The organism is Flaviaestuariibacter terrae, assembly GCF_054777635.1.
Genome location: NZ_BAAHAL010000021.1, coordinates 12,566 through 33,398, shown reverse-complemented (window position 1 = coordinate 33,398; position 20,833 = coordinate 12,566). Strand labels below are relative to the sequence as shown.

The following is a 20,833-nucleotide window of genomic DNA, read 5'->3' as shown; positions in this document are numbered from 1 at the left end:
GTACTTTCGGGAACCAACTAACGCTATGACGAAGATGCTGACGGCGGCCTTTGCCGCCTTGTTGTTGCTGACAGCCTGTACCACGCGCGATACGACCGATCCCTGGAACGCGCCGCCCATGCCGGCGGACAGCCTGATGAACCTGTCGTACGACAGCGATACCTCCACCAAGCTTGATCTTTACCTGCCTACTGGCCGCAGCCAGGACAGCACCCCCCTGTTGGTACTCCTTCACGGCGGCAACGGCGATTTCTGGGCCTCCGGCGACAAGCGCGACCTGCAGCGCTGGGTGCGCCAGCTGCGTACGGCGCTTCCCAACTGGGCCATCGCCAACGTCAACTACCGGCTCAATACGAACCCGCCGGTCAACGCGTTTCCTGCCCAGGAAACCGACCTGCAGGTGGCCATCAACTACCTCTATAACAACCGCGTCAACTGGCATATTTCCGACCGCATCGTACTGGCCGGCTACAGCACCGGCGGCCAGCTTGCCCTGCTTCAGTCGTACAAGCGCGCCAACCCGGTGGCCATCAAGGCCGTCGCCGCCTTCTCCGGCCCTTCGGACCTGGAAGACTTTTACAACTACCAGCCCTCGACCCTCCAGTGGCGCCTCCAGCAGCTGATGGGCGGATCGCCCGCGAGCAACTCGGTGCTGTACCAGGAATCAAGCCCAAAGACCTTCGTGGGGCTCCATACCATCCCGACCTTCCTGGTGCAGGGCATGCTCGACTCGGTGGTTCCCTACGGCCAGACCGATGCGCTCGAGGCGCGTCTCGCATCCAACGGCATCCCGCACAGCTACCTCTTCTACCCCGGCGAGAAGCACGTGTACGCCGACTCAACGCTCGGCAAGGCGCTGGATTCGATGGCGACCTGGCTGAAGGCAAGGGTGAGGTGAGGTGAGCGGTGAGCGGGTGAGCAGCAGGACCCGGCAATCGTGAATCGTCAATCGTGAATGCCTCGGTTGTGGCCCGGAACCAGCACTTGCCCCCTGACCCTCTGGCCCCCTGAACCTTCTGAACCATCTTAACCTCCTGAACCTTTTCCCGGCTCTTTCTTATGGAATTCCGCGGCCCCGGCATCCCAGCCGAAACCGGAATCATGACCGCGCTCCCTTCCTTCCTGGTCGGAGGTTTGCTTTTCCTGTTCCCTTGCGATCAGCATCGCGTTTGCCTGCCCCCGGCCTTCCGTAGTTCTACAACAGCTGCGCTCCCGCCGGGCAATACGATCGAGACGCGGTTTCCGCCGCCTGCGGGCTTTGTACGCAAACCCGCAGCAGCCGGCTCTTTTGCCGCATACCTCCGCGGGCTGGCGCTGAAGCCTCCGGGTGCGAAAGTCCATTACTACAACGGTGCGCTGAAAGATGCCGACGTATATGCCGCCGTGCTTGACCTCGACGTGGGCAGCCGCGACCTGCAGCAGTGCGCCGACGCGGTAATGCGGCTCCGCGCCGAATGGCTCTGGTCGGCCGGCCGAAAGAACGAGATCTCCTTCCACCTCTCCGACGGCTTTCGCGCCGACTACCGTCGCTGGCAGCGGGGCGAGCGCATCGGGCTCCGCAACGGGCATGCCTTCTGGCGAACGGCCGCTGCGCCCGACGATGGATACCGCTCCTTCCGCCAGTACCTCGACCTTGTGTTTACCTATGCCGGCACGCTTTCGCTGGCGGGCCAACTGAAGCCACGGCCGCTGCCGGAGCTCTCCATCGGCGATGTCTTCATCCGGGGCGGCTCGCCCGGCCACGCCGTTATCGTGGTGGATGTGGTGGAAAATGCACGCGGTGAAAAACGGTTTCTCCTGGCGCAGAGCTACATGCCCGCGCAAGACATCCATGTGCTGAAAAACGAAGCGAACAGGGACGGCTCGCCCTGGTACAGCAGCAACTTCGGGACGGTACTGGAGACGCCGCAATGGGATTTTAAGGCTAATGAGCTGCGAACCTGGTAACTGGTTGGCGGGCGATAGCCCGTCATTGCGAGCGTAGCGAAGCAAACTCCTCCGCTAAGCGGAGTGCTTCCGGCCAAGTAGAGATTTTCATTGAAGCGTACTTAGCTGGGACGAGCTTTCGGTTTGTGGAGTTTCCTTCGCTACGCTCGCAATGACGCCAAAGGCGTCTCAGCATCCTCCACTCCCGACTTCCCACTTCGCTCATCTAACATCTGAAATCCGACATCAGACATCAGACATCTCCGCCTGGCTTGGTCTTTTAGTACTTTGGGCCATGACTACGGCTCCCCTAGCAGAACGGATGCGCCCCGAAACACTCGAAGACCTCGCCGGGCAGCAGCATCTCACCGGTCCCGGTTCCATCCTGCGCACGGCCATCCAGCATGGCAAGATCCCCTCCATGATCCTGTGGGGACCTCCGGGTACCGGCAAGACGACCATCGCCCACATCATCGCGCATACGCTCAACGTCCCTTTCTTCCAGCTCAGCGCCATCTCTTCGGGTGTGAAGGAAGTCCGCGACGTCATCGCGCAGGCGCAGAAGCTGACCGGCGCCGTGCTCTTTATCGACGAGATCCACCGCTTCAACAAAAGCCAGCAGGATGCGCTGCTCGGCGCGGTGGAGAAAGGAACAGTAACACTCATCGGCGCCACAACCGAAAACCCATCGTTTGAAGTCAACTCGGCCCTCCTGAGCCGCTGCCAGGTGTATGTACTGAAGGCGCTTGCGCCCGACGACCTGGTGTCGCTGCTGCGGCAGGCGATGGAGCGCGACCCCTGGCTGAAGACAAAGCAGATCGACCTGCAGGAATCGGAAGCCCTTCTGACCATCTCCGGGGGCGATGCGCGGAAGCTGCTCAACCTCTTCGAGCTGGTGGTGGAAGCGTTGCAGGGAAGCGAGCCCATCGTGATCACCGATGCCGTGGTGATGGAAGTGGCCCAGCAGCGGATCGCCCTCTACGACAAAAGCGGGGAGCAGCACTACGACATCATCTCGGCCTTTATCAAAAGCATGCGCGGCTCCGACCCCAACGGCGCCATTTACTGGCTGGCGCGGATGATCGAAGGCGGCGAGGACGTGAAGTTCATCGCCCGCCGCATGCTCATCTTCGCCGCCGAGGACGTGGGCAACGCCAACCCGACGGCCCTCGTGCTCGCCAACGCCACCTTCGACGCGGTGAGCAAGATCGGCTACCCCGAATCGCGGATCATTCTTGCGCAGTGCTGCACCTACCTCGCATCATCACCCAAGAGCAATGCCTCCTATGTGGCCATCGAAGACGCCATCCGGACCGTCCACGACAAGGGCGACCTCCCGGTGCCCCTGCACATCCGCAACGCACCCACGGGCCTGATGAAGCGGATGGGCTACGGGAAAAATTACAAGTATGCTCACGACTACGAAGGCAGCTTCGCCGAGCAGGAATTTCTCCCGGAAGAATTGAAAGGAACCGCTTTCTACACACCCGGCAAAACGCCACGCGAAGAGGAGCTCCGGAGGTTTCTCAAAAGCCGCTGGGGCGGTAAATACGGGTATTGATAGAATATCTCGGATCTAGGATGTCGGATCTCGGATCTCAGATGTCGGATCTCAGATCTCAGATGTCGGATTTCGGATTTGAATTGCCCTGCCTTCCGGATAGATTTTTGTGCCATGTAAGCATGTATTCGAATATCCGGGAAAAGGAGCACCAGCTCTTGCTCGATGCGATCAAGGAGCACGCCATCTTCATGATCGACAAGGAGGGCTATATCATTTCCTGGAACGATGGCGCACAGCGGCTCAAAGGTTTTACAGCGGATGAGGTGCTGGGGAAGCACTACCGGATCCTGTTTGCGCCCGAAGACCAGCAACAGGGCCGGCCGGAGCGGGCGATGCGCAGCGCGTTGGAAAAGGGTAAGTTCACCGAAGACTGGTGGCGCGCACGCAAGGACGGCTCGCGCTTCTGGGCCCACGTGAGCCTTCAGCCCATCTACGACGAAAACCAGCAGCACATCGGCTTCGCCAAGATCACGTCCGACATCAGCGCACAGAAGCGGCTCAACGAGCTCAACGACTTCCTCATGAACGAGGTGACAGGCTACGCGATCTTCCTGCTCGACAGCGAGGGAAAGATCGCGAAATGGAGCAAGGCCGCGGAGAGCATTGTCGGCTACAGCGAGACGGAGGCCCTGGGCCGGACGCTGGCACTGTTCAGCATCAATACAAACAGCACGGAGAGTGAAGCCGAAGCGGCCCGCCATCTTGCGGAAGCAAACGGCAACCGCTACGAGGAAGAGGGCTGGAAGCGCCATAAGGACGGCCGGCAGTTCTGGGCCAACTACGTACTGAGCCCGGTGCACAACAGCGAGGGCTATGTAGTGCTGATCCGCGACCTTACGGAGAAGCGCGCCTTCGAGCAGGAGCAGCTAACCAACAAGGAGCTGTCGGCCCTGAATGAGCAGCTGGAGCGCTTTGTATTCGTGGCGAGCCATGACCTCAAGGAGCCCGTGCGGAAGATCTCGGTGTTTGCGCATATGCTGCAGGCCGGGACCGGCGACCAGCCCTTCATCATCGGGAAAATAATCAGCGCCTGCAAGCGCGTCAGCAACCTGCTCGACAACATCCTGGAGCTATCGCAGCTCACCGCGGCACAACCCGTGCTGATCACCGACCTCAATACCCTCCTTGCCAGGGCGCTCGCAACGCTCGATGAGGAGATCAGGCGTAAAGGAGCGCTGGTACACGTGAGCCCGCTGCCGACGGCGCCCGTTATACCGGAGCAGTTCGAGCAACTGCTGGAAAACCTGATCGGCAACGCGCTCAAATTTGGCTGTGTGGCCGATTGCCGGCCGGAGATATTCGTGGAGTCGGTGATCGTACGGAAAGAATCGCTCAAGCCCGGCGTCCTCAGCGCCCTGAAGCCCAGCGAGCAATACCTGCGGCTGAAGGTCCGTGACAACGGCATCGGCTTCCGCCAGGAATACGCGCCGGCGATCTTCGACCTGTTTGGAAAACTGCACGGCAGCGGCGCCTACGAGGGTACCGGTATGGGCCTGGCGATCTGCAAGAAGATCGCGGAGAACCACGGCGGGCAGATCGCCGCCTTCTCGGAGCCGGGGAAGGGCGCCCTGTTTGTCGTGACGCTTCCCTACTACGAGTCCTGACCGACGTTGGCCACGTTGAATGTCCAGCAAACCAGTTGTGAAAATTACCGCAGCACTTCGGCGGCCATTTCGGCAAGGGCGGTTACGCCTTCCACCTCTTCGGGCAGCGGCTCGCGGTTGTTGCGGAAGTAGGTGCCGAAGGTGCCCAGCACCGTGCCCTCGGAATCCTTGATGGGATAGCTCCAGGCCGCCACGAAGCCCAGGGCCATCGGCAGGTGCCGCAGCTCGGCCCACTTGTCGTCGCTCCGGAAGTCGGGTGTGATGATCATCGTGCCGGTGGCGGCCACGGCGGCGCAGGTGCCTACGCCGGCATTCGGCTTCAGTCCGTCGATCGCCGTGAGGTAATCGTAGGGCAGCCGCGGCGAGGCGCCGTTGCGGAGCAGCCCTTCCTTGTCGAGCAGGAGGATGGAGGCCACGGCATCACCGTTGGGCGCGAGCTGCTCGGCTGCTTCGGCCAGGTGCGTGAGGATCTTGTGGGGAAGCGCTCCCTGCGCACGCATGCGCTGGGCTTGTTCGAGGGTACTGGTAACTACGGGATGAGGCATCAGGTAATGAATGGGAATTCTGTAAGGTACCGAATTCCTTGGAACCCGCGACCGCTTTTGTTTTTGAAAGGCAGCGCCGTTAGTGCTTCCGGGATGATTCTCACTTTTCTACCAAACCTGCCAGTCGACGGCAGGCTCGCCGCGCAAAGGACGCGCAGCGGCGGCATGCATACGCGGGAGAGACTGGATCCCGTTTGCAAGCAAACGGCATCTAGCCATCCTTCGACAGGCTCAGGATGACCGTTGTAATTGTCACGCTGAGCGCAGCCGAAGCGCCATCACCACATTCTCTCCTTACATTTACCCAAACCCACCCGCACATGAGAACCCGCCTCCTGGCACTGCTCAGCGCCGTCAGTATTTCTACAATCGCCTCCGCCCAAACGGTCATCCAGCGCGACCCGCAGCTCGCGGCGATGGTACGCGAGGTTTCCTCCGACTCGCTACGCGCCTATATCAACAAGCTCGTATCCTTCGGCACGCGGCATACCATGAGCGCACCGAACGACCCCAAGCGCGGTATCGGCGCCGCCCGCGACTGGGTGGTACAGAAGTTCAAAGAATTTGGCAAAGCCTCCGAGGGCCGCATGAACGCCTTCGTGGATACTGTTACCCTGCTGCCGGATGGACGCCGGGTGGATGCCCCTACCCTGCTGGGCAACGCCATGGGCATCCTCAAGGGCACCGACCCGAACGACGACCGCGTGTATATCATCTCGGGCCATATCGACAGCCGCGTGACCGACGTGATGAACCGCACGGCCGAAGCCCCGGGCGCCAACGACGACGGATCGGGCACCGCCGCGGTGATCGAGTGCGCCCGCGTGCTGAGCAAGGCAAAGTTCCCCGCCACCATCATCTTCGTGGCGGTGGCCGGCGAAGAGCAAAGCCTGCTCGGTTCCACCTACCTCGCCAACAAGGCGAAGTCGGCCAACTGGAACGTGGATGCCGTGCTTAACAACGACATCATGGGCTCCAACAACAGCAACGAGACCAACATCATCGACAACACAAGGCTGCGCGTCTTCAGCGAGGCCTTCTCGGTACAGGACACCGGCCGCGCCTTCCAGAACATCCGCAACCTGGGCCTCGAAAACGACGGCCGTCCGCGGCAGCTGGCGCGCTACGTGAAGGAGATCGGCGAGCGCTATGTCGACAACATCGAGATCGTGATGGTGTACCGCAACGACCGCTTTCTCCGCGGCGGCGATCATACGCCGTTCGTCAACAAGGGCTACACCGCGGTGCGCCTTACCGAGATGAACGAGAACTTCAACCACCAGCACCAGGATCTGCGTACCGACAGAGGCGTGGTATACGGCGACCTGCCCGAGTTTATGGACTTCGAGTACCTCCGTAAGAATACGGCCGTAAACCTGTCGGTGCTGGCTTCGCTGGCCTCGGCGCCCTCGTCGCCGCAGGAGGTGAAAGTTGAGACCCGCAACCTGACCAACGCCACGCAGCTTTCGTGGAAGGCACCGAAGTGGGGCAAGCCGAAGGGCTATTACGTATTACTACGGGAAACGACGTCGGCGGTATGGCAGAAGAAGTTCTTCGTAACCGATACCAGCGTGTCGCTCCCCTACTCGAAAGACAACTACTTCTTCGGCGTACAGGCCGTGAGCGACGCGGGCTTCGAGAGCCTGCCGGTGGTGCCGACGCCGGGGCGGTAGAGGGCGCGGTGGCAGTCATTGCGAGCGCAGCGAAGCAAACTCGTGCAACAGCAGGCTTAGACGAATCAGGAAAACAGCCATCGGGCAGAAAAACAACAGTATTTCCTGTTGAAAATCTCATGGCGGCGAACCATCGGGAAGCGAATTTGCGCCATGGCTAAACGCGGATTCGTCTATATTCTAACGAATGATTACCGCCGCACTGTACTTTACACCGGCGTCACAAGCAATTTGTTTCAACGCATCTTCCAGCACAGAATTGCCGTAGACCCGCTGCACTTTACGGCGCGCTACAATGTCAAAAAACTGGTTTATTACCAGGAATGGCCTGGGATAATCCAGGCTATATCAGAAGAGAAACGAATTAAGGCAGGCAGCCGCGCAGCTAAAATCGCGCGCATTGAGTCCATGAATCCAATGTGGTTTGATCTGTGGGAAATAGATGTTTCCAACTGGAACATTTAGGAAATCGCATCCTGTTACTGGGCTTTCCTAAAGTGGACGAGTTTGCTTCGCTGCGCTCGCAATGACTCCTTCGCCGGCGGAACCGCATTGGGCTGCGAAGCGTCTTACATTCGCTCCATGATCCAGTGGACCCTCAAGCCCTTCGCCGACCTGACGCCCTTTGAGCTGTACGCACTGCTGCGCCTCCGCAGCGAGGTATTCGTGCTGGAGCAGAACTGCGTGTTCCTGGATATGGATGATAGGGACCAGGGCAGCCTGCACCTTATGGGCTTCACCGACCTTACTCCGACCGAGGCCCGCGCCGGCGAAGAGCCGTCCGGGGCGGAAGACTCCGGGCGCCTGCTTGCCGCCTATACCCGCCTCGTTCCGCCGGGGCTCATTTACAGCGAAGCCTCGATCGGCCGCGTGGTGACGAGCCCGAAGGCCCGCGGACGGGGACTGGGGCGGGAACTGATGGCGGAAAGCATCCGGCGCTGCGGCGAAGCCTTCGGCCCGGGCCCGATCCGCATCGGCGCGCAGCAATACCTCGAGGCCTTTTACAGCTCTCTCGGCTTCCGAACCGTGTCGGAACCCTACCTCGAAGACGGGATACCGCATATCTACATGCTGCTGTCCGGGGAAATACGGTAAGTCGACTCGTAGTTTTCCCATAGACGCATCAGTAATAGTGCTTAATTTTTTAAAAATTGCGGGAGCGAACTCTTTTCACGAAACTTTCGTATCTACTTTCGCTTAACCAAATCCCATCCAAAATCCTACTCTATGAGAAAAACTGTACTCTCGAAGGGCACAGTGCTGCTCCTAACCTTTTCTCTATTATTTTCTGCCGCAGCCAACGCGCAATCGCTGACATTAGCCAATGGCCGCATTGAAGCCGGCGTGGGCCTCGGCCCCCTGTTCTTCCTCGGCGACCTCGGTGGCAACCGCGGCGTAGGTACACGCTTCGTAAAAGACGTGAACTTCCCGGTGACCAAGATGGCCAAAGGCATCTTTGTGCAGTACTACGCACAGGAGTGGCTCGGTGTTCGCCTCGCTGCCAACGCGGGCATGCTGGAAGGCGACGACGCGCTGATCAACGGCAAGGGCGGCTTCGAGGAAGCGCGGAAGATCCGCAACCTCAATTTCCGCAGCAAGCTGCAGGAAGCCTACCTGGCCTTTGAGATCTCCCCTACCGTGTTCATGGAGCGCTACGACGGCCTTTTTCACAAGGTGCGCCCGTACCTCGTAGGCGGTGTCGGTGTATTTCACTTCAACCCCCAGGGTAAGTATTACGCCCCCGACGGCACCTTGAAGTGGATCGACCTGCGCCCCCTCCGCACCGAGGGACAAGGCATGGCCGAATACCCCGACCGCAAGCCCTACAAGCTGACCCAGCTCGAAATTCCGCTCGGCTTCGGCTTGAAGTACTACCTCTCCGACAACGTCTTCATCGGCATGGAAGTACTGCACCGCAAAACATTCACCGATTACATCGACGACGTCAGCACCAACTATATCGACGCCAACCTGTTTGCCCAGTACCTCACGCCCGAGCAGGCAGCCATGGCCAACCAGGTGCACTACCGCCAGGACTTTATCCCCGGTGCTGCTGTAACACGTCCCGCAACGGTGGGCGAGCAGCGCGGCAACCCCAAGCAGAATGACTCGTTCTTCTCGACGATCATCCGCATGGGCTGGCGCTTCAACGACATCCTGGACAGCGACCGCCGCGCCCTCCGCGCCTCTCGTTGCCCCTCCTATTTCTGATAACGATACAACCGGTAAGAGCAGAGCAAAGCGTACAGGGTCGATAGCTGGTTAAAAGCCTGATCCGTTCCCTATACCCCCCTTTCGATTTCCGACAAGATCCTGCTTCGCTACTCTGCTTCCTTACCGGATAACCCGCACCCTTCCCAATCACTACGAAACCGGCCCGTAGATCTACGGGTTCGATCGATGTTTTATAGCTTGCCTTATTTGGTCCTAATGTATCGCCCCGGCTTTCCAGTCGGGGCTTTTTGGGTTACGTAGTAAAGTTGGAAGTGGGAAGTGGGAAGTGGGTGAGCGGTGAGCGGGTGAGCGGTGAGCGGTGAGCGGTGAGCGGGTGAGCGGTGAGCGGGTGAGCGGTGAGCGGGTGAGCGGTGAGCGGTGAGCGGGTGAGCGGGTGAGCGGGTGAGCGGTGAGCAGCGAGCAGCGAGCCATCGCCAGGACGCCAAAGGCGTCGCTTGCGCAACGCCTTTGACCAACTCTTACTTCATAAATCATACATCCGAGATCAAACATCCGAGATCCGAGATCAGAGATCCGAGATCCGACTTCCGACTTATTTACTTCCTCACCGGCATTTCCTCTTTGAGGTACTGCCCCGTGTGGCTTTCCTTCACTTTCAGGAGGCCTTCGGGTGTGCCTTCAAAAAGGATCTGCCCGCCGCCGGAGCCGCCCTCGGGGCCGAGGTCGATGATGTGGTCGGCGACCTTGATGACGTCGAGGTTGTGCTCGATGATGAGCACGCTGTTGCCGCGGTCGACAAGCTTGTTGACGACCTCGAGCAGGTGGTGAATGTCTTCGAAGTGGAGACCCGTGGTGGGCTCGTCGAGTATGTAGAAGGTCTTGCCGGTGTCTTTCTTGGCGAGCTCGGTCGCGAGCTTCACCCGCTGGGCCTCTCCCCCGCTGAGCGTCACGGCGCTCTGGCCGAGGGTGATATAGCCAAGACCCACATCCTGCAGCACTTTTATCTTCCGGTAGATATACGGTACGGCGCTGAAGAACTCCACAGCCTCTTCGACCGTCAGGTTGAGCACGTCGGAGATCGACTTGCCCTTGTAGCGGATCTCGAGGGTTTCGCGGTTGTAGCGCTTGCCGTTGCACTTCTCGCAGTGTACATACACGTCGGGCAGGAAGTTCATCTCGATCACGCGCATGCCGCCGCCTTCGCACACCTCGCAGCGCCCGCTCTTGACGTTAAAGGAAAAGCGGCCCGCGTTGTAGCCGCGGATCTTGGCCTCCGGAAGCGACGCAAACAGCTGGCGGATCTCGGTAAAGAATCCGCAGTAGGTGGCGGGGTTGGAGCGCGGCGTGCGCCCAATGGGGCTCTGGTCGATCTCGATCACCTTGTCGATATGCTCGAGGCCGGCGATCGACTTGTGCGGCATCGGCGTCATCCGCGAATTGTAGCAATGCTTCGAGAGAATGGGATAAAGCGTATCGGTGATAAGCGTCGATTTGCCCGAGCCGCTGACGCCGGTAACGACGATCAGCTTTCCAAGGGGAAACCTGACGCTTACGTTGTGCAGGTTGTGGCCGGTAACACCTTTCAGCACGAGCTCCTTGCCGTTGCCCTTGCGGCGCTCCTTCGGCACCTCGATGCCCCGCTGCCCGTTGAGGAACTGCGCGGTGAGGGTATTGGCCTCGAGCACCTGCTGCGGCGTGCCCTGCGCCATGATGCGGCCGCCGTGGTAACCGGCCTTCGGGCCGACGTCGATAAGGTGGTCGGCGGCGAGCATGATGTCTTTGTCGTGCTCCACCACGAGCACCGAGTTGCCGATGTCGCGGAGGTTCTGCAGCGCCGAGATGAGGCGGTGGTTGTCGCGCTGGTGCAGGCCGATAGACGGCTCGTCGAGGATATAGGTGATGCCCTGGAGTTGCGACCCGATCTGGGTAGCCAGGCGGATCCGCTGCGACTCGCCCCCGGAAAGGGTTCGCGTGGCGCGGTTCAGGGTCAGGTAGGTAAGACCAACATTGAGCATGAACTGCAGGCGCTCGCGGATCTCTTTTACGAGTTCCGATGCGATGACGCGCTGCTGCGGGTTGAGGCGCTCCTCGATCCCCGTAAACCAGGCCATCAGCTCGCTCAGGTCCATCTCGGAGAGCTCGGAGATATTCCGCGCGTCGACCTTGAACCAAAGGCTTTCCTTGCGGAGGCGTGTGCCGCCGCAGGCCGTGCAGGTACTGAGCTGCATAAAGCCTTCGGCCCAGCGCTGGATGGCTTCGCTGGTGCTCGTGGCAAACCAGCGCTTTACCTGGTTGACGACGCCTTCGTATTCGCCCTCGTACGGCTCGCCCATCTCCTCGTCGTTGAACTGGAGCTCCTCGGCCGCGTCGGCGGTTTCCTTGCCAAAGAGCAGCAGGTTGATCGCCTTCTCCGGAAGGTCCTTCACGGGCTTGTCGAGGGATATCTTGTGTCGGCGGGCGAGGGTCTGCACCTGGCGGAAAGCCCAGGCCTCGCGCTCACCACCGAGGGGTGCAATACCGCCCTCGTTGATCGAAAGCTTGTTGTCGGGGATCACCGCCTCGAGGTCGACGGTATAAACCTGGCCGAGGCCCTTGCACACGGGGCAGGCGCCATAGGGCGAGTTAAACGAAAACGAGTTGGGCGAGGGCTCCTCGTAGGAAAGCCCGGTGTCGACGCACATCAGCTGCCGGCTGAAGGTGGCGATGCCGGAGCCTTCGGCAGAAAATGCGTCGGTCTGCTGGCCCGCCTTTGCTTTCGATGCGTTGGATTTCTTTGTCTTTGCGGCCGCGGGCGCCTGTGCTCCTTCTCCGGCTCCTTCCCAGGCAACGAACAGGAGGTCTTTACCGAGCTTGAGCGACTGCTGCACGCTCTGCGAAATGCGGGTGCGCATATCGGGCGTCACCTTGAGCCGGTCGACGACGAGCTCGATGTCGTGGATCTTGTAGCGATCGAGCTGCATCTTCGGCACGATGTCCTGCACCTCTCCGTCGACACGCACCTTTAGGAAGCCTTTCTTGCGCATCTCCTCGAAGAGCTCGCGGTAGTGTCCCTTGCGGCCGCGTACGAGCGGCGCCAGCAGGGAGATCTTCGCGTCTTTATACCGCGTGAAAATATTGTTGACGATCTCGTCCTCGCTCCACTTCACCATCTTCTTGCCGGTGTTGTAGGAATACGCCTCGGAGGCGCGGGCATACAGGAGGCGGAGGAAGTCGTAGATCTCGGTAACGGTGCCGACGGTGGAGCGGGGGTTCTTGTTGGTGGTCTTCTGCTCGATGGAGATCACCGGCGAAAGGCCCGTGATCTTGTCGACATCCGGACGCTCCATCTCGCCGATGAACTGGCGGGCATAGGCGCCGAAGGTTTCCATGTAGCGGCGCTGCCCTTCGGAGTAAATAGTGTCGAAAGCCAGCGACGACTTGCCGGAGCCGCTGATGCCGGTGATGACCACCAGCTGGTTCTTCGGGATCGAAATATCGATATTCTTCAGGTTGTGCTCCTTCGCGCCGAACACTTCAATATACTCGGTACGGGTTTCAACCAACTCCTCCTGCTCGACTTTCGCGGCTCCCTTTTTCCTAGCGGCTCCTTTCACCGGCATTTCCCAAAAATTTTAGTAAGCGAAGATAGGGAGAGTTTGGAGTTTGTAGTTTGGAGTTTGCGGTTGCTATCGTGGAAAAAACAGCTTTTAACACTCCGACCCGAACTACAAACCCCAAACGCCAAACGACAAACTTGATTTTGGCATGGTTTTGCGTAAATGCGAGTCAAACACCTTTACACCCCTTAACACACAATCGCTAACTCATGAAAAACACCTTTTTAACCGCCGCTGCCATCCTGGCTCTGTCCGTTGCTGCCAACGCACAAAACACCACAACCACCCAACCGTCGACCTCGACGCAAGCCCCGACGACGCAGCCTGCGACCACGCAGCCTGTTCAGCCGGCACAGCCCGTTCAGCCCGCTACCACCGCTGCCCCGTCGACAACAGTCAGCGGCCAGACTACGATCAGCGCCCAGACGGCCCGTCCGATGAACACCGCCGACTCGATCCACGCCAAGTACCAGTACCTCCCGATGCCGCAGGCCTGGTCGGTAGACAAAACATTCCCGGTGATCGGCACCTACCAGCTGAACGGCGCCGACGCAACCGCCGCCAACCTGAGCATCGCCCTTGACTCGACCAGCAAAGGCATCGTCTGGATCAGCGGTCTCCCGCAGGGCACGGTAAAGGCGTACCTGGCCAAGAGCCCGGCTACCTACCGCATTATCCCCCAGAAAACGGCTGAAGGAAAATCGGTACCGGAAGGCACCCTGGTTTTCAGCCCGGAAACGAATACCCTCAACATCGCACTCGGCGCTCCTTTTAACGCCGCCGACCCCGCCGCTATCTTCCCCGTCGTAGCGCCCGCCGACTCGGCCGCCATCAGCGCAGGCGTGGCCACGGCCCCCGCTGTTGCCACCGTTAAGGTGAAGCAGCAGGGCGCGAAGTCGAAGAGCAAGTCGAAGAGCAAGGTGACCTACTATACGGCTACCAAGGTGAATGCCCTGAATAACACGGGCAGCAACGCCGCCTTCGGACAGCAGCTCCAGTCGGCCGAAAAGCAGCAATAACTTTTTTCCGATAGCATACACACGAGGACAAAGGAGGCGATCACGCCTCCTTTCTTTTTGTGGTAGCTTTGCGGGCCCATGCGCGCAGCTCAAGAGCATATCTATACCAATTACCGGATGGCGGTGGCCGTTGCCTTTGCGATGGCGCTTGCCGCCGCCGGCCTGCTGATCGGTTTTGGAAAAGACCAGTCGTTCGTTCTCGTCAATGGCTGGAACACGGCTTCGCTCGACCTCGTGATGCCCTGGGTGACGCACCTGGGCAACGGGTTTATCTACGTACCGATCCTGCTGCTTACCTGGTTCTTCCGCCGCGATTTTATCGTCGCCATCCTTGCCGGGATCGTAATCTGCTTCCTGTTTACCCACATCCTGAAGAACTACGTATACCCGGAAGAGCTGCGTCCCTTCAGCCTCGCCGCAAAAAAGATCGCCTTTCATAAAGTGCCCGGAGTGGAGCTGCACGAGAACTACAGCTTTCCCTCGGGGCATACCTCCACGGCCTTTACGATGGCGCTCCTGCTGGCGGCCCTGCAGCGGCAGCGGGCCTGGGTGCTGGCGCTGCCCTTCGTGGCGCTCCTGGTGGGCTTTTCGCGCATCTACCTCGCGCAGCATTTTCTTACCGACGTTACCGCAGGGATCATGGTGGGCATTGCCTCGTCCTTCCTGTCGCTGCTGTTATACCGCCGGGTGCACCGTCGGATCCTCGCGCGGCAAAAAGCAACGATAATACCGTAACTTGTGGCATCACCCAGCCATGCTTACAGAGGATCCCGAACAAACCCTGATCAGCCAGCTATTCGACGCCCAACCCGACTCTGTCGTCTGGTTCGTGCCGGTATTTGCCCCCGGCGACACGGAGACCCCGGTGGATTTCGAGGTCCGCTATTGCAACCTGCGGGCGGCGCTGGTATTGGGCAGCACGCCCGAGCACGTAATCGGTATGCGCGTGCTGGATACCAACCTGCTCGATGACCCAACGCGCGAGCGGATCCTCGAACAGTGCCTCCTCGTGTGGAACAGCAACAAGGCGATCGAATTCAACTATTACAGCACCCACCGCAAGCGGCACTTCAACGTGCAGCGCAGCAAGATACACGGCGGCATCCTGAGCGTCACGCGCGACCGCACCGAGCTGGTGCAGGCGGAGCAGGACCGGCGAAAGCAGGAAGAGCGCTTCCGCGATATCCTTGACACGGCGGCCGACGGCATCCTGGTATTCGAGTCGATACGCGACAGCGCCGGGAACATCGTTGATTTCAAGATCGCCCATGCCAACCGCAGGTCGTACGAGATCGGCGCGCTCCCGTCAACCACCGTGGGCAGCTCCCTCCTGAACCTGCTGCCGCACCTCCGCGGCTCCGAGCAATTCGAATGGCACCGCCACGTGGTGGAAACCGGCCAGCCCTACCGCTTTGAAACGAGCTTCCGCCAGCCCGACGGCTCGGAGTACGGCTGGTTTATCGTATCGCTCACGAAGCTGGACGACGGCCTTGTATCCAACTTTGTCGACGTGACGCTGAGCAAGCGCAACGAGCGGAAGATCCACGACCAGAATTACCTGCTCACGCGGATCTTCGAAAGCTCCATCAACGGAATGTATGCCGCCAGCGCGGTACGCAACCCCGAGGGCCGGGTGATCGACTTCCGGATCGACATGATCAACCGGGCCTACACGCAGCTGGTAGGACTTACCGAGGAACAAACAGTTGGCAAGACCTTCCTGACCCTGTTCCCGGGAGCGCGGCAGAACGGCGCCTTCGACCTGCTTGTGCGCGTGGTGGACCAACGCCAGGCAGAGCGCGACGAGATGCCCTACCGCGATGAGAAGATCAATGCCTGGTACGACCTTGCGGCTTCGCCGCTCGAGCCCGACGGCATCCTGGTGGCCTTTACCGATATCACGAACCGGAAGCTCCTGCAGATACAGCTTGAAGAAAAGATCGACGAGCTGAAGCGCTCCAACCAGAGCCTCGAGGAGTTTGCGTATGCGGCGTCGCACGACCTGCAGGAGCCACTGCGGAAGATCCACTTTTTTGCCGACCGCCTGAAGGCCACCCTGGAGCCGGGCAGCGAGCGCGCCGATATGTTCGCCCGGATGGAGTCGGCCACGGCACGCATGCGCGACCTGATCGACGACCTGCTCTCCTACTCGCGGCTCAATGTGGTGCCGGAAAGCTTCGTCGACCTGTCGCTGTCGGAAATAGTTCAAAAGGTGCTGCAGGACCTCGAGCGATCGGTTGAGGAAAGCGGCGCCCGGATCGATGTCGACCCGCTGCCGGTGGTCCGCGCCGACGAGCGGCAGATGCGGCAGCTGTTTCAGAACCTGCTGAGCAATGCGCTCAAATACCGCACGCCGGAGCGCAGCCCGGTCATCTCGGTGCGCTACCGTATTTGTACGGATAAGGACCTGGAAACCTTCCACCTTCCGCACGAGTCATCCGGCTATTTCCTGGTGGAAGTAACCGACAACGGCATTGGCTTCGAACAGCAGTATGCCGACAAGATCTTCCAGGTGTTCCAGCGACTGCATGGGCGCCGCGAGTACGAAGGAAGCGGCGTCGGGCTGGCCATTGCGCGCAAGGTGGTGATCAACCACCGCGGTGTGCTGACGGCCGAGGGCCATCCCGGTGAAGGCGCTACGTTCCGGGTCTTCCTGCCGCTAAGCATGCTGGTGCAGAAAAAGCAGTAACATCGGTTCCCATAAATCTCCACCCGTTTCACCCGCTAAGGCGTTCACGTTGACGTATCAAAACCGCTTCTCCCCTTCCAGCGCTTTGCGGAGATAAGGAGCCGTCTTGCTTCCCTTTGCCCTGGCTACTACCTCCGGTGTGCCCGTGGCAACGATTCGTCCGCCTTCCTCGCCGGCGCCGGGGCCGATGTCGATCACCCAATCGCTGGCGCCTACCACCTGCATATCGTGTTCTACCACCACTACCGTGTTGCCCGCGTCGACGAGCCGCTCGAGCTGCGTTACGAGGCGCGTTACATCGGAGGGGTGAAGGCCCGTGGTGGGCTCATCGAGCACGTAAAGCGTGTTGCCCCGGCTCAGGCGCTGCAGCTCCGTGGCGAGCTTGATGCGTTGCGCCTCGCCGCCCGAGAGCTCCGTTGCCGGCTGCCCGAGGCGGAGGTAGCCGAGACCAACCTCGTGGAGCATCGAGAGAATGCGGTGCGCGGTAGCCTCCTCCTCGAAAAAATGATAGGCATCGTCGACCGTCATGCCGAGCACGTCGGCGATGCTTTTGTCGCGGTATTTTACCTCGAGTGTTTTTGCCGCGTATCGGGTGCCGCTGCATACCGGGCAGGGCGCGTATACGCTGGGAAGGAACAGGAGCTCCACCATCACGAAGCCTTCTCCCTCGCAGTTGGGGCAACGGCCTTTACCCGTGTTGAAGGAAAAGTAGCCTGCATCGTACTTGCGGCTCTTTGCCAGCTTGGTGGCTGCAAAGAGCTTGCGCACACTGTCGAAGAGACCCGTGTAGGTGGCGAGGTTGGAGCGGGGCGTGCGGCCGATCGGTTTCTGGTCGACGCGCACGAGGCGGCGGATCGCTTCGAGACCGCTCACGATGCGGCCTTCGGTGCGGGGCGCTTCCTCGCGCTGCAGCGGGTCGCCTTCCTCCTCTTCCGGCGGCAGCTCGTGGCCAAGGCTCGCTGCGACGAGCTCCACCAGCACCTGGCTCACCATCGTCGATTTACCGGAGCCCGAAATCCCGGTAACGCTCGTGAGCACGCCGAGCGGAATTTCGGCCGAAAGCCGGTCGAGGTTGTTGCGCGACACGTCTTTCAGCTTCAGCCAGCCGGCGGGCTCACGGCGGCGCCCAACCGCAAGGGGCGCCTCGTCGAAGAGGAACTCCCGCGTCCGCGAGGCGCTTACATGGCGCAGCCCTTCCGCGGGGCCGCTGAATAAGATCTCACCACCTTTTTCGCCGGCGCCGGGACCCACGTCAACGATCCAGTCGGCATGGCGGATCACCTCGAGCTCGTGCTCCACCACGAAGATGGAGTTGCCGGAGGCGCGCAGCCGGTCGAGGGCGCGGAGCAGGGCTTCGGTGTCGGCCGGGTGAAGACCGGCCGAGGGCTCGTCGAGCACGTATACAACGCCGAACAGATTGGAACGCACCTGCGTGGCGAGGCGAAGCCGCTGCAGCTCACCGGGCGAGAGCGTCGGCGTGCTCCGCTCGAGCGTGAGGTATCCGAGACCGAGGTCGAGCAGCACGGTAAGGCGGCCGCATAGATCCTCGGCGATGCGTTGCGCCACGATGGCTTTTTCCTGGTGGCCCTTGCCAATGCGGGCGAGCTCCTTGCTGCTTCCGTCGGCATACGAAGCAAAGAGCGAAAAGAGGCGTGCCAGCGGCTGCCGCGAGATATCGGCTATGTCGTATCCTGCAAACGTCACGGAGAGCGATTCGGGCCGAAGGCGCTTGCCGTGGCAGGTGGGGCATTCGGAGCTGATCATGTATTGCGCGACGCGCTTTTTCATCAGCGCGCTTTGCGTGGTTGCGAAGGTTTGCAGCACGTATTTGCGCGCGCCGGTGAAGGTGCCCATGTAGCTCGGAGGCTCTTTGCGCCTCAGGGCGGCCTTTGTTTCGGCAGGTGTGAAGCCCGCGTATACCGGTACTGTTGGCGATTCTTCTGTATAGAGGATCCAGTCGCGGTCTTTGCGGGGAAGGTCTTTCCAGGGCGTATCGACGTCGTAGCCAAGGGTAACGAGGATGTCGCGGAGGTTTTGACCATGCCAGGCCGGCGGCCAGGCGGCGATGGCGCGCTCGCGGATCGTTTTCGTAGGATCGGGCACCATCGAGTCTTCGGTCACTTCGTACACGCGCCCGAGGCCGTGGCATTGCGGGCAGGCGCCATCGGGCGTGTTGGGTGAAAAGGACTCGGCGTAGAGGATGCCTTGGCCTTCGGGGTAATGGCCGGCGCGTGAATAGAGCATCCGCAACAGGTTGGAAAGCGTGGTGACGCTACCCACCGAGGAGCGGGTGCTGACGCCGCCGCGCTGCTGCTGCAGCGCTACGGCAGGCGGGAGGCCTTCCACCGCATCGACCACGGGCACGGGCATCTGGTGAAAGAGGCGGCGTGCATAGGGCGACACCGATTCGAGGTAGCGCCGCTGCGCCTCGGCGTAAAGCGTTCCGAAAGCGAGCGAAGACTTCCCCGAGCCCGACACACCGGTAAACACCACCAGCGCATCACGGGGAATATCAACCGAAACATTCTTGAGATTGTGTTCGCGTGCACCGCGTACCTGTACAAATCCGTCAGCCCGGCTTTCGGGGGCTGCCTTGGCAGATCCTTTCATGCGGGCAATGCTTCAAATTATGTGCCCTCTGCCGTTTACGGTAAGCTACCAGATGATCTCCCAGCGGCCGCGGGCGTCCTTGCCATACGACAGGCCGTTGCTCATCTGGTGCACCTCGCGGCCCGAGCGGGGATCGACGAAGGAGCGCTGCTCGTATACGCGGATGCCGTTGTTCTCGCGGCTGAGGTATACAATCAGCGCGTTCAGCGTCGGGTCCACGTCGTGGAGCCATTGCTCGTCGCCTTCCCGTACAAATGCCTGGCTCATGGGAGAAATTTAGAAAAGATCGTGCCTGAGGGAGTGGTGAGCAGTGAGCGGTGAGCGGGTGAGCGGTGAGCGGTGAGCGGGTGAGCGGTGAGCGGGAATCGCGAATTCGTGTTCGTCGTACTTACCCGGAAATTGATCAACCATATAAAACTTCAAACTCCAAACCCCAAACTCCAAACCGAAAACCGGAAACCGAAAACGTCCTACGACAACGGCTCCGGCGGCGGCTGTGGCGCGCCTGCGGGCTTCGACTTGTCGTCGGGGAGCGGGATGAATTCGTGGTTGTCGTTGGGCGGAAGGATAATGCGACCCTCCTTCCAATCGGATTTTGCCTGCTCGATGCGCTCTCGGCGCGACGACACGAAGTTCCACCAGATAAAGCGGTCACCCAGCGGCTCGCCGCCGAGCATCAGGAGCGTGCTGGCCTCGCGCGCCAGCAGCAGCGGGTCGACGCCTTTGCTGAATACGAGCATCTGTCCCTCGTGGTAATACTGCCCGGCCAGCTCGATGCTGCCTTTGGCCACGTAGATGGCGCGCTCGGAATGTTCTTTCGGGATGCCGAAGCGGGCGCCTTTGTCGAGCACCACGTGCAGGTAAAACAGCGGCGAATGTGTTTTAACGTCGTTGCGCAACCCGAAGGCGTCGCCGGCGATAAGCCGCATCCAGACTCCGGTGTCGTGGAATACGGGCAGCTCCGCAGGCGTATAATTGGCGAAGCTGGGCGCGTCCTCTTCATGGGCCTCGGGCAGCGCCACCCAGGTCTGGATCATCTCAAGCTGACCACCGGCCAGCGCCTTCGGATCCTCGAAGCGCTCGCTGTGCGCGATGCCGCGCCCCGCCGTCATCCAGTTGACCTCACCGGGACGGATCACCTGCTCCACGCCCAGCGAATCGCGGTGCGTCACCTGGCCGCCAAACAGGTAGCTGACGGTGGAAAGACCGATATGCGGGTGCGGCAGCACATCCATCGAATGGAGCTCCTGCGGTGCAGCCGTTACGGGCCCCGCATGATCCATAAAAATGAAAGGGCCGACCATGCGGCGCTGGCGGAAAGGCAGGATGCGCCGCACGCCGAGATGCGGGCTGATGGCTGCGTTGCGGGCTTCAATAACAAGGTCGAGCATAACGAATGGAGTGTGCCGTAAGGTAGCGCAATGCCGATTGT

General features: G+C 60.6%; 16 protein-coding genes. 11 read left to right on the top strand and 5 right to left on the bottom strand.

The window, feature by feature from the left end; genetic code table 11:
* Positions 1-25: 25 nt before the first annotated feature.
* The 4 genes from ACYU7Z_RS16565 to ACYU7Z_RS16550 all read left to right on the top strand — a co-directional run bounded on the left by ACYU7Z_RS16565 (position 26) and on the right by ACYU7Z_RS16550 (position 5,094).
* Complete coding sequence (locus ACYU7Z_RS16565) at positions 26-898, top strand: prolyl oligopeptidase family serine peptidase (protein WP_460572487.1); 873 nt, start codon at positions 26-28, stop codon at positions 896-898.
* A 203-nt stretch (positions 899-1,101) separates the two neighbouring features.
* Positions 1,102-1,947 (top strand): DUF4846 domain-containing protein, encoded by an 846-nt coding sequence (locus tag ACYU7Z_RS16560; protein ID WP_460572485.1) that lies wholly within the window; start codon positions 1,102-1,104, stop codon positions 1,945-1,947.
* Positions 1,948-2,221: 274 nt separating this feature from the next.
* Entirely contained in the window at positions 2,222-3,487 is a 1,266-nt protein-coding gene (locus tag ACYU7Z_RS16555) for a replication-associated recombination protein A (RefSeq protein ID WP_460572483.1), read from the top strand.
* A 122-nt stretch (positions 3,488-3,609) separates the two neighbouring features.
* A complete protein-coding gene (locus ACYU7Z_RS16550) occupies positions 3,610-5,094 on the top strand; it encodes a sensor histidine kinase (protein ID WP_460572481.1) in 1,485 nt (494 codons plus the stop codon).
* 44 nt (positions 5,095-5,138) lie between these two features.
* Here the strand turns inward: ACYU7Z_RS16550 and ACYU7Z_RS16545 are convergent, their stop codons facing one another.
* Complete coding sequence (locus ACYU7Z_RS16545; RefSeq protein WP_460572479.1) at positions 5,139-5,639, bottom strand: GAF domain-containing protein; 501 nt, start codon at positions 5,637-5,639, stop codon at positions 5,139-5,141.
* A 320-nt stretch (positions 5,640-5,959) separates the two neighbouring features.
* Here ACYU7Z_RS16545 and ACYU7Z_RS16540 point away from each other — a divergent pair, with 320 nt between their 5' ends.
* The 4 genes from ACYU7Z_RS16540 to ACYU7Z_RS16525 all read left to right on the top strand — a co-directional run bounded on the left by ACYU7Z_RS16540 (position 5,960) and on the right by ACYU7Z_RS16525 (position 9,523).
* Positions 5,960-7,312: a M20/M25/M40 family metallo-hydrolase gene (locus tag ACYU7Z_RS16540; RefSeq protein ID WP_460572477.1), complete on the top strand. Its 1,353-nt coding sequence runs from the start codon at positions 5,960-5,962 to the stop codon at positions 7,310-7,312.
* Positions 7,313-7,465: 153 nt separating this feature from the next.
* Complete coding sequence (locus tag ACYU7Z_RS16535; protein ID WP_460572475.1) at positions 7,466-7,777, top strand: GIY-YIG nuclease family protein; 312 nt, start codon at positions 7,466-7,468, stop codon at positions 7,775-7,777.
* Between the two features lie 117 nt (positions 7,778-7,894).
* Positions 7,895-8,407, top strand: coding sequence for a GNAT family N-acetyltransferase (locus ACYU7Z_RS16530; protein ID WP_460572473.1), 513 nt, complete (start codon positions 7,895-7,897; stop codon positions 8,405-8,407).
* 132 nt (positions 8,408-8,539) lie between these two features.
* Positions 8,540-9,523 (top strand): hypothetical protein, encoded by a 984-nt coding sequence (locus ACYU7Z_RS16525; protein ID WP_460572471.1) that lies wholly within the window; start codon positions 8,540-8,542, stop codon positions 9,521-9,523.
* Positions 9,524-10,083: 560 nt separating this feature from the next.
* Here ACYU7Z_RS16525 and uvrA (ACYU7Z_RS16520) read toward each other — a convergent pair.
* Entirely contained in the window at positions 10,084-13,086 is a 3,003-nt protein-coding gene (uvrA, locus tag ACYU7Z_RS16520; RefSeq protein WP_460572469.1) for an excinuclease ABC subunit UvrA, read from the bottom strand.
* A gap of 206 nt (positions 13,087-13,292) precedes the next feature.
* Between uvrA (ACYU7Z_RS16520) and ACYU7Z_RS16515 the strand changes: the two genes are divergently transcribed.
* From ACYU7Z_RS16515 to ACYU7Z_RS16505, 3 genes are all read left to right on the top strand, one after another.
* Entirely contained in the window at positions 13,293-14,102 is an 810-nt protein-coding gene (locus ACYU7Z_RS16515) for a hypothetical protein (protein ID WP_460572467.1), read from the top strand.
* A 78-nt stretch (positions 14,103-14,180) separates the two neighbouring features.
* Entirely contained in the window at positions 14,181-14,837 is a 657-nt protein-coding gene (locus tag ACYU7Z_RS16510) for a phosphatase PAP2 family protein (protein WP_460572465.1), read from the top strand.
* 19 nt (positions 14,838-14,856) lie between these two features.
* Positions 14,857-16,791 (top strand): sensor histidine kinase, encoded by a 1,935-nt coding sequence (locus ACYU7Z_RS16505; RefSeq protein ID WP_460572463.1) that lies wholly within the window; start codon positions 14,857-14,859, stop codon positions 16,789-16,791.
* Between the two features lie 57 nt (positions 16,792-16,848).
* On the opposite strand, the gene uvrA (ACYU7Z_RS16500) is transcribed toward ACYU7Z_RS16505, so the two are convergent.
* The 3 genes from uvrA (ACYU7Z_RS16500) to ACYU7Z_RS16490 all read right to left on the bottom strand — a co-directional run bounded on the left by uvrA (ACYU7Z_RS16500) (position 16,849) and on the right by ACYU7Z_RS16490 (position 20,792).
* Positions 16,849-19,401 (bottom strand): excinuclease ABC subunit UvrA, encoded by a 2,553-nt coding sequence (uvrA, locus tag ACYU7Z_RS16500; protein WP_460572461.1) that lies wholly within the window; start codon positions 19,399-19,401, stop codon positions 16,849-16,851.
* A gap of 45 nt (positions 19,402-19,446) precedes the next feature.
* Positions 19,447-19,668, bottom strand: a complete 222-nt coding sequence (locus ACYU7Z_RS16495) for a hypothetical protein (protein WP_460572459.1) — start codon at positions 19,666-19,668, stop codon at positions 19,447-19,449.
* Between the two features lie 203 nt (positions 19,669-19,871).
* Complete coding sequence (locus ACYU7Z_RS16490) at positions 19,872-20,792, bottom strand: pirin family protein (protein ID WP_460572457.1); 921 nt, start codon at positions 20,790-20,792, stop codon at positions 19,872-19,874.
* Positions 20,793-20,833: the final 41 nt, after the last annotated feature.